This is a genomic window from Sphingobacterium sp. UBA6317 (assembly GCF_002440385.1).
Lineage (GTDB): Bacteria > Bacteroidota > Bacteroidia > Sphingobacteriales > Sphingobacteriaceae > Sphingobacterium > Sphingobacterium multivorum.
This window is the reverse complement of the sequence record NZ_DJTD01000014.1, coordinates 15014-27810: the sequence shown is the minus strand read 5'-3', so window position 1 is coordinate 27810 and position 12797 is coordinate 15014. Positions and strand designations below refer to the sequence as shown.

The following is a 12797-nucleotide window of genomic DNA, read 5'->3' as shown; positions in this document are numbered from 1 at the left end:
TTAACTTTATGCTTCTCTTTTCAAATCAAAAGAGAGGTATTTTTCATAATCAATTAAAGATCTCACCGGTGTTGTTACTCCATTTAGAAGCTCGATATACATTTTTGCTACGTTTTTCCATACAGTTTGTTCTCCGTAGCTGCGTGCTTTGAAACGATGCCAAGCGAGTAGTCGATGGGAGGTATACAATAATTTGATGTTGCCACGCATGGATTCTATGTCGTTAAATGGGGTAAGAATGCCACGATCATCTTTCAATAAATCTTTGGCATGCCAGTAAGGAGTGGAGATAACTGCAGCTCCCGCGCCTACTGCAAAAGATAAGGTTCCACTGCTAATTTGTTGTTCGTGAGGGTATGGGGATAAGTATATATCGCATGCTGTCAGATACTCTTTAAGTTCTTCATCCGTTAAGAATTTATCAATAAAAACAACTTTATCCTGTAAACCTAGTTGATCAACTAAATTTTGAAGTTCGAATCGGTAAGATTCACCTTCATGGGCAAGCACATTGGGGTGTGTTTTTCCAACAATCAAGTATTTGAATTCAGGAAGATCGATACCCGATAGGGATTTTATGGCATATTCAAGCCCTTTACTTCTTCCGATTAAACCAAAAGTCATCATCACAAAGTTTTGCTGTAAATTCAACCTGTACTTGGCTAACCCCTGATTATAGTCAAACTGCGGCACGCCATGCGGTATAACTTTAATTTTATCCGTAAGAGCCGAATCAAATTGCTCCCTTAACAATTCTACTCCTTTTGGCGATAGGCTGACAACCACCTGAGATTTTTCCAGAAGTAATTCCATAATTTCTTTCTGCTGCAATGAAGGGGTTTGTAGAATAGTATGAAATACGGTTAATAATGGTATAGTAAGATTGTTGGCGATTTGTGTGATGAAAATACCGTCGGCACCACCAAATATTCCAAATTCATGTTGCACAATACAATAATCATATTCCTCATTGATGATACGAGCTGCTTGATGATAACTATCAAGTCGATCCCGAAAGATGACAAAGCGTACAGATTCATTAAAATCCTCTAATCCCTGTTTAGATAAAGCGATGATGTCAATTTGTACAGTAGGATCGAATTCCATACCTTGTTTAAGATCTTTCGTAAAAGTTGCTAACCCACATTCTTGAGGCGGACAAGTACTGATGATTGCTATTTTTTTCATATGATTTAACCCTCCTTTACTGTATTTTGCACTTCTTCAACTGGAAGATCCAAAATGGCCATTAGCAATAAATAGTAGCCTTTCTCCAAACCTATTTTTTTTGCTTTGTTTTCAATATTTTCCATATCCGTACGCTATTTGAGTGTAAATTCTTTTGATGTAATTGAAACAAAATTTATACCTAAAGGATGTTTATGAAGCTTTAACCGTAGTTTTTGAATAGAAATAGCGTAGGGTAGCTAAGGAACTTCCGAAAAATACAGGTTAAATACGTATTTATAGCGTTGGAGAAATGAATTTATCGTCGTATCACTTAAATAGTCATTTAATCCCATACGAATTTCATAAATAAGTGCTGTTTTGCTAAAGGTGTTCAATTTTCCTCGCTTAAATTTTTCTTAGCAGTTTCAAACAATAAAGAGGTTCCTTTGGTTGTTTATTTAAGTTAAAAATGAGTTCATGAAAATAGCTACCTATAATATTAATGGTATCAATGCGCGTCTACCAGTCTTGCTTCGCTGGTTGGCCGAAGAATCGCCTGATGTTGTATGCCTCCAGGAGTTGAAATCTCCGCAGGAACGTTTTCCACTGAAAGAAATTAATGCCATCGGATATCATGCCGTTTGGCACGGTCAAAAAAGCTGGAATGGGGTTGCGGTTCTTTCCAAATATGAGATCGAAGAAATCTCTAGAGCGCTTCCAGGTGATGCCGAAGATGTTCAAAGCCGTTATTTGGAGGTTATGATCCAGCAAGTCGCGATTTGCTGTCTTTATCTTCCCAATGGGAACCCTTTTCCCGGGCCCAAATTTGAGTATAAAATGACGTGGATTGAGCGCTTAGCTAAGCGGGCCAAAACGTTGCTTAGTATGGATATTCCAGCGATACTCATCGGCGATTTTAACATTATTCCAACCGAAATGGATACCTATAAACCTGAAAAATATGTCAACGATGCATTGTTCAGAAAGGAGGTTAAAGAGGCTTTCAGTCAACTTCTTGAAGCGGGCTGGCAGGATGCGATTCGTCAGCTTTTTCCGGATCAGCAGGTGTATACGTTCTGGGATTACTTTCGTCAGGCTTATAGTCGAAATGCCGGTTTGCGTATAGATCATATCCTATTAAGCCCTTCAATTCAGAATCGTTTGATTGAAGGCGGTATTGATCGCCATGTTCGCGGCTGGGAAAAGAGCAGCGATCATGCCCCTACATGGATTCGGTTACGGAATAGCAGCAACAATGGCTAAAAAGATAAATACCAGTGCTGGATTGTTATTGTATAAATTTGAGGCGCTAGAAATTTATTTTTTCTTAGTACATCCTGGTGGTCCCTATTTTACGAAAAAAGATGAAGGCTCTTGGACAATCCCTAAGGGAGAAATCGATTTGTATGAAGATGAACTTGAAGCAGCCAAAAGGGAATTTATTGAAGAGACAGGCTATCTTCCCAGCGGAAATTTTATTGCGCTACAAGCTATTCAACAGAAAGGAGGAAAAATAGTTAAGTGCTGGGCGATTGAAGGAGATATAGATCCTGCTGATCTGGTAAGCAATACCTTTGAAATGGAATGGCCGCCGAAATCCGGAAAAACGCAAACTTATCCAGAAGTAGATCGCGGAGGTTGGTTTACATTTGCGGAGGCTAGGAAGAAAATAAACGAACGGCAGATTTCTTTTTTGGAGCAAGTGATTGCTCATGAGAAATGTTAATTTTTTCAACACCATTTTATTTTGCAAGTGCTACCTAGTAGACCTCATTGCTTTAACTTTCGCTGTATTATCATCCGCTACAAACTTCTGATAAATTGCTGTTTCCATTCCATATAGAGCGATCTTGCCTTCACTATTACTATGAATCCCATACCCATAGGTTTTTGTAAGTGGGGAAGCTCGCAGGCAAGCTTGTCCTCTTGAGAAAAAAACTGCTCTTGCTTCAGGATACTCATCTGGCGTTAGATCCCTTCTTTCCGCATAGACTTGGAAAATAATATCGTCAGATGTATACTGATAAGGTGCAGAGGCGATTAATTCATATTGTCGTTTAGCAACGGTTTTATTGCTTTTTGATGGTGGAATAGTGCCCTTAACTACTTTGGTATCTGCAGCAGCTTCAATCAATGTGTTAAAATAATTGGTCGAATGGATTTTCATAATTTTCATCTTTCTTTAATCAATGGAGCCGTAAGGATAACAACAAAAATAATAGGATATCTTACGATTTGAAAGTGAATCGCAAAATATCCTATGATTTATTGATTATTATGCTCGTATGTTCTAGAGCGCAGCTTTAATAGCGGCTAAACAATCCGATTGGTATTTCATGATGTTATCTTTATCCGAAGCAGATATTTTTCCATCAGCAAGACTTTTTTCGATCTCGTTTTTAATATCCAACAGTGATTTCTCTTTATCCAACGCTTGATCTGCAGACTCTGCATTGATGCGATCCACCCAAGTTTTACCTAATTTTGTATAAAGCTCCTTGGCTTTATCATTGGAAAGGACAGGGGCTGTCACTGAAGCAATGGCTGCATTAGCCGCCGCTTTATCGGAATAAACAACGGCTTCTGCATCTTTCGTCGCAGCATCTTCGGAAGTTTTCATTGCCTCTTCATTGGCGTCAGCTGCTTTTTCCTCCGCATGCTCCAACTTCTCAGCCGCCTTTTCCTGCGGTGTTTGATTATTACACGAAACTAAAATCGCTGCGGTAGCTAGTGAAGCAAGTAATGTTTTGTTTGAAATCATAATATTTATTTATTTAGTGATAATGTTTAAATAACAAGATTTATTTGTAAATAGTTTTAATTTTTATTTTTTTATAGTTTAATATATCCCCTATATTAATGATATATTGCTAACTGCTTTTGCATGGTCTTTCGAATAAAATGAATGCGTGTTTTAATAGTACCTTCAGGCATCTGCATATATTCAGCGATTTCATGATATTTATAACCTTCTAGAAACACGTTGAAAATTTCATAATTATCTTCGGAAAGCTGACGCAATGCTTTTTGGATATCATCCTGGATAAATTTGCTGCTGCTTAAATTTGTTGAAACAGAATCCGCACTGGCTAAAGCTGCATACTCATGGTGATAGTTCTCGGTACGTTTTGTTTTTCTGTAATGGTTAATATAAATGTTGCGCATAATCACATACAACCATGAGCCCACCTTAGGATTATGTATAAGCTTTTCGATGGATTTTAATGCATTAACCATGGTGTCCTGTATAAGATCATTTTTAATCTCCGGATCTGAAGTAAATTGCGAAGCGAAATTTTTGAGTAGGCTTCTTTTTTCTTTAAAAAATGAGTTTATCTCGATGTGCTGCATGTTGTTATTTTCTAAATGTTACGGCAATTATAGAACAACAACAGTGCAGATTTTAGTCAAAATGCTGCGTGTTGGAACGCTGAGACGATCTTTAGGTAAATATTACGGAAGATGTAATTTATACTTAATATTGGTCATGACTGTTCATTATCAGTATGTTAGAATCACTGTGTGAGTCGCGCCAACATAATCAGCTAAGGATTTAAAACCGTATTAAATTTTTGCGATTGGAATTTTCTCGATAATGCCCCAAAGTACACGTTATTTATACGCTTATCTCAGGTATTTCATTAAAAAACGAAGCCATCACTTGTTATACTAATGTGCGTTCATGAAGGGAGAGCGTACTGTTAGATTCCTAATCTGTTTAAAAAGCTGGAGAATCTCTATGTTTGGGGCTACATAGGCATCAACAAACTGTTGACATCGCTTCGCTTCTTTTAGCTGAGTTTGATCCACAAGAACAATAACGATCAGGTTTGGATAGCGATTATTTAGAAGCGAAAAGAAAAGGGCGGTATCTTTAAATACCAAACGATAATCGAGCAGCAGCAATTCAGGCTTTTCATGAATGAGAGAATTGCTGCTAATAGATTCAAGAGATGCTGCTTCCAGGACAACCCTTGCGGGACTTTGTAAATGTTCAGAAAAAAGGATGCGATAGGCAAACAACTGCTTTCTTAAACTCGTAATAATACCGATATTGATTTTTTCCATAACGAACGATATTGTTGTTGTTTACAAGCCTGCAGTATCTATATTTCATTGCTCCTTTATTGGGGTGTAGTTGAAATAATATTTGCGGAATGGCATTTTAAACTTGCGCCAAAACTCCTTTCCGCCTTCTCAATTTCTTTTTCACTCACAATTTTTCGAAGCGACTGACTTGAAAATCGGTTTTTGTTCTTGGTATAACAAATTTCAATTCCCTCTGAAATACAATAATCTCTGCCTGAAAAATCAACCATCTTATAGTCTTCCCCTATAAAGAATTTGTGGACAGGTAGTGACTGAAGCATATCTGTAATGTCGTGATCCGATTCAAAAGGGATGATTTCATCAACAAACTGACAGCCTTCCAATTTGATGAATCTTTCGACCATGGTTTGAGCCGTGTCATGGCCATCAGCTTCCTGTACATTTGAATCAGTTTTAAGTCCCACAATGAGATAATCACACTGACTCTTCGCTTCCTGTAGCGCAACGATATGGCCTACATGCAACATGTCAAATACGCCGAAAATAATACCTATAATCATATTTTTACTATTAGTTTATGCATTTATGCGCTTTAACGCGTAATTAGCCCCATCGTTTATACTGACTACGGCGCCCTTACTAGTGTTTTCCTTCGATGCAATTATTCTTCGCAAAGACGAACTCGAGAACCTGTTTTCCCGTCTATTGAAATAAAGTCGTATCCCTTTTTCTTCGCAATACTGTCTGCCTGTAAATGCCTTATCCATATATTCATCACCCAAAATGCGAACATGTATTTTGTATGAACGTAAAACATCTTCTAGGTCCTGCTCAGTAGCGTAAGGGATAATCATATCCACATGTTTACATGCCTTTAATTGCATATAGCGTTCAAATACCGATTGTGTCGGCTTGTTTTTTTCTGGACGATCCAGAGTTGGATCTGTCTGCAGACCGCAAATCAGAAAGTCGCACTGTTCTTTGGCATCTTCGAGCATCTTAATGTGACCTGCATGAAGCAGATCAAAAGCGGAAAACGTAATTCCTATTTTTTTCATATTATAATAATTTAAACTGCAATTATTGAAGAAGTACAGGTAGAACGCAGCTCAGCAAGATTCGTTTTAATTTTAAATTATTTTTTTGCCTTATTATTTTCAACACCCTTCCATCTCATTTCAACTTCCCTTTTTTGAAAAACGATTGAACTAAAATGGCTGGCTGGCGTTCTGAACTAAAATGAAATCCAGCGCTATGCAGACGAATAGAAATGTATCCATTAATAAGCCAAATACAACCTACAGAATTCAATTTCATAAAGCGTTTAACTTTGCTGATTTTAAGGCCATAATTCCTTACCTGCTTGATCTAGGTATAGATACGATTTATGCTGCACCTATTTTACAATCAACGCCGGGGAGTGTCCATGGCTATGACGGTGTTAATATGTGTCAGATAAATCCAGAAGTAGGTACACTCGACGAGCTCAGGGCTATTAAGAAACAATTAAGAGAATCCAATATCAAATGGATTCAGGATATCGTTCCAAATCACATGGCATTTCATCCAGCGAACGAATGGCTCATGGATTTGCTGGAATTTGGACAGTCATCAACATTTAGCCGTTTTTTTGATACCTGCTATAGTTCGAATTTATTTGAGCAGGGAAAATTAATGGTACCTATATTAGCAAAGACTTTGGATGAAGCAATATCAGACAATGAAATTACAGTCGTTTCTTCCGATGATAGTCTTCGACTTTCTTATCAAGGAAATGTTTATCCAATTTCACCAGAATCCTATGGCTTTATATTGGGCGATTATTTACGGGACACACAAGCCGATTTTAGCGGCCTTTTGGTTCAGATAAATACCGTTCAAGCCAATGGAGATAGCGAAGAGTGGAAGCAGTTGCGAATACACATCTTTAAAGGTCTCTCAGGCGAGATACTTACGTCTACGCTGCAACGCTTTAATGCGGATCCCGATCGTATTCTTGAATTGGTAAATAGTCAGAATTATGAGCTTTGTCCTTGGTGGCATACACATCAACGAATAAATTATAGACGTTTTTTTACGGTCAACGAACTAATTTGTTTAAATGTGCAGGACGAAGAAGTATTCAAGCAGTCTCATGAGCTAATCAAAACACTCGTTGACGAGGGGCTGATTGATGGACTCCGCATTGATCATATCGATGGACTTTATAATCCCACAGCCTACCTCTACAATTTGAGAAAATATATCGGTCCGAAAACGTATATCGTCGCTGAAAAGATACTGGAGAAAGGAGAGAAGCTCCCGGTCGACTGGCCTATACAGGGAACAACGGGCTATGATTTTTTATCAGTTTGTAATAATGTATGTTCCTGCCAGTCGGGAAAGAAAATATTGAATAACTATTATCGCAAAGTTACTGGCGAAAACTTATCAATTAAAAAAGATCAATATGCAAAAAAATGTAAGATTCTTACAGATCAGATGCAGGGAGAGCTCGACAATCTTGCCAAATCGTTAGCATCACTTCTGGGTGTTGTTGACCAAGAGAAGCGGGATGCGCTAAAGGACATTTTAAAGTCCTTTATTGCACTTTTTCCGGTCTATCGGCTTTATGATGATTGCTTTCCATTGTCAATAACGAACTTCGAACTTGTGTCTTCACTTTTTGAAAAGTTGATGAAGAACCCCGAGCTCGACCAAGAGCTGGTCGATCAATTTCGAAATCAGTTTCAGCAAGCGCAGGTAGCTTATCAATCGCCGAACCAAACTGCTTTGGCCGATTTCTTTCTCCGCTGCATGCAATTGACTGGGCCAGTAATGGCAAAAGGGGTGGAAGATACCTTGATGTACACCTACAACCGGTTTATTGGACATAATGAAGTGGGTGACCATCCACAGAATTTAGGGCTTAGTATCAAGCAATTTCACCGATTTATGCAGGATCGGCAAAAAGATTGGCCACTGTCAATCAACGCCAGTTCAACACACGACACCAAGCGGGGGGAGGATTCACGGAGCCGCCTTTTGGTCCTGACTGCTATGGCGCAAAAGTGGGTAAAACAACTGCGCATTTGGCAGGATGTGGTCTGGAATGAATATCGAAAGGACCTTCCGCACCCAAATGATGAATATTTCATCTACCAGTCTTTGGTCTCCTCTTATCCAATGGAGAAACAGGATGCGAAGGCAAATACAGCATCATTTGAAAAACGTTTCTTGGACTACTTGGTGAAATACCTTCGCGAAGGTAAAGAACGCTCAAGCTGGGAGAATCCAAATTTAGTTTATGAAGCTTCAGTTCGGGACTTCGCTTCTTTTTTGCTGGACAAAGACCGTCCTTTTTTTACGAGCTTTTATCAATTTATTGAGGCAGTCGCTGATTATGGAATATTGAATTCACTTATTCAGCAAATTTTAAAGTTTACTTGTCCTGGTATACCCGATATCTATCAGGGATCAGAACTTTGGAACTATAGCTTTGTTGATCCCGACAACCGACGACCTATAGCTTATGAATTAAGTAAAAGTCTCCTCGACACTATCGAAGAGACAGCCAAAGAAGAGCGAATTCCATTTTTATGGCGAAATAGACACGATGGAAGAATAAAACTTTGGTTGGTAAAGGAATTGGTGAAACTGAGAAAGGACGATCATACACTTGCACCGGATAGCAGCTATATTCCACTGAAGGTGACTGGTCGATATCGGAAACATATATTGGCTTTCGCACGTAGGTCAGGGGATGAGTGGTTAGTGGTGATTTTACCGCTACATCTTGCCGCTATTGGTAAAATCGCAAAATTTGTGCCCTGTTCATTTGATTGGTCCGATACAAAAGTTCATCTCTTAACTCATCGTTCAGTGACTTGGCAGCATGTTTTGATGGATAGCAGTGGCGAAGGCACAGAAATTCCTATCAATGCTATTTTTAAGGATCTTCCCATGGCGATCTTAAAATATAAAGATTCCACTCAGAAAAGGAGTTCCGGTGTATTGTTGCATATAAGCTCATTACCGTCACCTTATGGGATCGGAGATCTCGGGAATGAAGCTCGCCGTTTTGTTAAACAGCTCCAACGTGGAGTCCAAAGCTGGTGGCAGATCCTTCCATTGGGGCCTACAGACTTAGCACAATGTTATTCGCCTTATAGCACGCTAAGTAGCAGGGCTGGAAATCCCTTACTCATCGATTTAAAGGAATTATTAAAATTTGGCTTGCTGAATAAGGATGAATTAAAGACCTTGAAAAAGAAGGGCTTGCAAACAATAGATTTCGCGGAAATAAACAGCTCAAAATATCGGCTCCTTGAAAAGGCATTCCATCGTCTTCCAGCGCAGCCTACGCAAGAATTTTCCGAGTTTGTAGACCGCGAATCTTCCTGGCTTGATGATTATGCACTCTTCAAAGTTTTGAAAAATAGACATGACAATCGTCCATGGTATCAATGGCCAGCGCTTTATAAGCTTCGCGATAGCGCAGCGCTGGAAGATTTCGCCACCCGATTTGCAGATGAATTGCAACAGGAAAAATGGTTTCAGTTCCTATTTTTTAGGCAATGGAGTGCGTTAAGAAACTATGCGCGTGATTATGGGATTAGGTTTATAGGGGATATCCCATTTTATGTTGCCTATGATTCTGCCGATGTGTGGGTCAATCCGCAGTACTTTTCATTAAAAGCAGACGGTACTATAAATCATGTTGCGGGGGTACCACCCGATTACTTCAACGCCGACGGTCAATTATGGGGTATGCCAACCTATAATTGGAGCTCACTTCAAAAAGATGGTTATCAATGGTGGGTGGAACGTTTGTCACATAACTGTACGCTATTCGATACGTTACGGCTTGACCATTTCCGAGCATTTTCTTCCTATTGGGAAGTGCCCCATGAAGAAACTTCCGCAAAAAATGGAAGCTGGGTTGTAGGGCCTGGATCGGATTTTTTTGATCATGTGAAAACTTCGTTGGATCATATGCCTTTTATCGCCGAAGATCTTGGTGACATAGACGCTAAGGTATATCAGCTACGTAATGAATATAATTTTCCGGGAATGGCCGTATTACAATTTGCTTTTGGCAACGATATGCCCCATTCACCTCATATCCCGCATCAATATAACCGCAATACTGTCGCCTATACGGGCACCCACGACAATAATACTTCGCTGTCTTGGTTTAATCAAGATCTCGATGGAGCGGGCAAAGAAAGGATCAATAATTACTATGGGCAAATCGTTGAAAATACAAATCTAAATGATGTCCTCATACGTTCACTCTACGCATCCGTTGCAGACAGCGTCATTATCGCGATGCAAGATATCCTGAATCTTGATGGATCTTGCCGCATGAACCGTCCCGCCAGCACAGCTGGCAATTGGGTATGGCGTATGCAAAAAGGGGCATTTGCAGCAAACCACCAGGAGAAATTAGCTTACTACACGAAATTATACAACCGTTAAACATACAGATGGAAACAAAAATTTATACCGGAAGCCCTTATCCATTAGGAGCTACTTACGATGGGGAAGGGGTTAACTTTGCCCTTTTCTCCGAACATGCTGAAGCTGTTGAACTTTGCCTCTATACCAGTTCCGATGAGGAGGAAGTCACAAAATTTAAAATAACCGAGAAGACGCACCAAGTGTGGCATATCTATCTCTCGGGAATTAGGCCGGGACAACGCTACGGCTATCGGGTATATGGTCCGCACGATCCATCGCAAGGACACCGTTTTAACCCCCATAAATTGTTGATTGATCCGTATGCAAAAGCAATATCAGGTACTGTACAATGGGATGATGCGCTATTTGCATACACTATTGGAGACGATGATATGAGTTTAGATACAACAGACAGCGCTCCTTTTGTTCCCAAAGCTGTTGTTATTGATAACAAATTTGATTGGGGGAACGACAGTCCGCCGCGGGTACCGATGCATCAGAGTGTTATTTACGAAACCCACGTAAAAGGTTTTACAGCGACACATCCTGACATTCCCGAAGAAATAAGAGGAACCTATGCTGCTTTGGCACATCCTGTTGCTATAAATTACCTGAAAGAACTGGGTATTACTGCCGTCGAATTGTTGCCGATCCATCATTTTTTGACTGACCGTCATTTAAAGGACAAAGGACTCACTAACTACTGGGGATACAATAGCATCGGTTTTTTTGCTCCCGATGTGCGCTATTCCGCTTCAGGTACACATGGCGAGCAGGTTATGGAATTTAAAAAAATGGTCAAGGCCTTACATGATGCCGGTATCGAAGTGATCCTCGATGTTGTCTACAACCATACCGGCGAAGGTAACGAAATGGGGCCAACACTGTCTTTTAGAGGAATTGATAATGCTTCTTATTATCGCTTGGCGGAAGACCAAAGGTATTATATGGATTTTACCGGAACCGGCAATACCTTAAATACACGTCAACCCAATGTATTACGTCTGATTATGGACAGTCTGCGCTATTGGGTTGAAGAAATGCATGTTGACGGGTTCCGCTTTGATTTGGCATCAGCATTGGCACGGGAGTTACACGAGGTCGATAAATTAAGTTCATTCTTTGACGTTATTCATCAAGATCCCGTGATTTCACAGGTTAAACTCATTGCAGAGCCTTGGGATATCGGAGAAGGTGGATACCAGGTTGGCGAATTTCCTGCTGGCTGGGCCGAATGGAATGGAAAATACCGTGATTGCATCCGCGATTATTGGATCGGGGCAGATAGCATGATTGCTGAATTTGCCAATCGCCTTACAGGATCCTCCGATTTATATCGGGGGGATAATCGAACACCCTCCGCCAGTGTTAATTTTATTACGGCCCACGATGGATTTACACTTCATGACCTTGTATCGTATAACGATAAGCACAACGAAGCCAATGGCGAGGATAATCAAGATGGTGAAAGTCACAATCGCTCCTGGAACTGCGGGGTCGAAGGACCTACAGAGGATGCTACAGTTAATAGCCTAAGACAAAAACAAAAACGAAATATGCTGGTGACCTTGTTCCTGTCGCAAGGTGTGCCTATGCTCGTCGCTGGCGATGAACTGGGCAGAACACAGCAAGGCAACAATAATGCGTATTGCCAGGACAATGAGATCTCTTGGCTGGACTGGACCAGCGTGGATGGAACTTTATTGGATTTTACTAAAAAATTAATTCATTTTCGCCGTGAACATCCTGTATTCTGCCGTCGTAAATGGTTTCAAGGTATACCTATTCGTGGTACGGGTGTCGAGGATATCGTGTGGTTTCTCCCAGATGCATCTGAGATGGACGATCATCATTGGCAGGAGGATTATGCCCGTTCCCTTGCTGTATTTCTCAATGGTCAGGGAATTCGATCGGTAGACATCGCTGGTAATAAAATAGTGGATGCCAATTTTTACCTCTTATTTAATGCTCATTGGGAAGATGTCGCCTATAAACTCCCTAGTGAAATCTATGGGGCTTCCTGGAATAAGATCATAGATACGAATAGCGATAGGATAGGTGATTTTGGGGAGTTTCCAGCCGGGGATACGGTTTTAGTGCCCTCGCGCTCGATTCTTTTATTTCAATCACAATAG

11 protein-coding genes are annotated in these 12797 nt (G+C 40.2%); 4 read left to right on the top strand and 7 right to left on the bottom strand.

Features of this window, described 5'->3' with window-relative positions:
• Positions 1 to 6 precede the first annotated feature (6 nt).
• A complete protein-coding gene (locus B3E92_RS03720; protein ID WP_286895425.1) occupies positions 7 to 1188 on the bottom strand; it encodes a glycosyltransferase in 1182 nt (393 codons plus the stop codon).
• 459 nt (positions 1189 to 1647) lie between these two features.
• Here B3E92_RS03720 and xth point away from each other — a divergent pair, with 459 nt between their 5' ends.
• Both xth and B3E92_RS03710 read left to right on the top strand, forming a co-directional pair.
• Positions 1648 to 2433 (top strand): exodeoxyribonuclease III, encoded by a 786-nt coding sequence (gene xth / locus B3E92_RS03715; RefSeq protein WP_286895424.1) that lies wholly within the window; start codon positions 1648 to 1650, stop codon positions 2431 to 2433.
• On the top strand, positions 2426 to 2896 hold the full coding sequence (locus B3E92_RS03710) for an NUDIX domain-containing protein (RefSeq protein ID WP_286895423.1): 471 nt from the start codon (positions 2426 to 2428) through the stop codon (positions 2894 to 2896). Before xth ends, B3E92_RS03710 begins: the two co-directional genes overlap by 8 nt.
• A 30-nt stretch (positions 2897 to 2926) precedes the next feature.
• On the opposite strand, the gene B3E92_RS03705 is transcribed toward B3E92_RS03710, so the two are convergent.
• From B3E92_RS03705 to B3E92_RS03680, 6 genes are all read right to left on the bottom strand, one after another.
• Positions 2927 to 3346: a DUF6157 family protein gene (locus tag B3E92_RS03705; RefSeq protein ID WP_286751798.1), complete on the bottom strand. Its 420-nt coding sequence runs from the start codon at positions 3344 to 3346 to the stop codon at positions 2927 to 2929.
• 114 nt (positions 3347 to 3460) lie between these two features.
• Complete coding sequence (locus B3E92_RS03700; protein ID WP_286895422.1) at positions 3461 to 3931, bottom strand: hypothetical protein; 471 nt, start codon at positions 3929 to 3931, stop codon at positions 3461 to 3463.
• A gap of 95 nt (positions 3932 to 4026) precedes the next feature.
• Positions 4027 to 4521 (bottom strand): RNA polymerase sigma factor, encoded by a 495-nt coding sequence (locus B3E92_RS03695; protein ID WP_286895421.1) that lies wholly within the window; start codon positions 4519 to 4521, stop codon positions 4027 to 4029.
• Between the two features lie 318 nt (positions 4522 to 4839).
• Positions 4840 to 5238 (bottom strand): response regulator, encoded by a 399-nt coding sequence (locus B3E92_RS03690; protein WP_286895420.1) that lies wholly within the window; start codon positions 5236 to 5238, stop codon positions 4840 to 4842.
• A gap of 56 nt (positions 5239 to 5294) precedes the next feature.
• Positions 5295 to 5780, bottom strand: coding sequence for an adenylyltransferase/cytidyltransferase family protein (locus tag B3E92_RS03685; RefSeq protein WP_070560786.1), 486 nt, complete (start codon positions 5778 to 5780; stop codon positions 5295 to 5297).
• A 15-nt stretch (positions 5781 to 5795) separates the two neighbouring features.
• Positions 5796 to 6278, bottom strand: coding sequence for an adenylyltransferase/cytidyltransferase family protein (locus tag B3E92_RS03680; protein ID WP_046676287.1), 483 nt, complete (start codon positions 6276 to 6278; stop codon positions 5796 to 5798).
• A gap of 196 nt (positions 6279 to 6474) precedes the next feature.
• Between B3E92_RS03680 and treY the strand changes: the two genes are divergently transcribed.
• Together treY and glgX are read left to right on the top strand one after the other, a co-directional pair.
• Entirely contained in the window at positions 6475 to 10680 is a 4206-nt protein-coding gene (gene treY / locus B3E92_RS03675) for a malto-oligosyltrehalose synthase (protein ID WP_286895419.1), read from the top strand.
• Positions 10681 to 10688: 8 nt separating this feature from the next.
• Complete coding sequence (gene glgX / locus B3E92_RS03670; protein WP_286895418.1) at positions 10689 to 12797, top strand: glycogen debranching protein GlgX; 2109 nt, start codon at positions 10689 to 10691, stop codon at positions 12795 to 12797.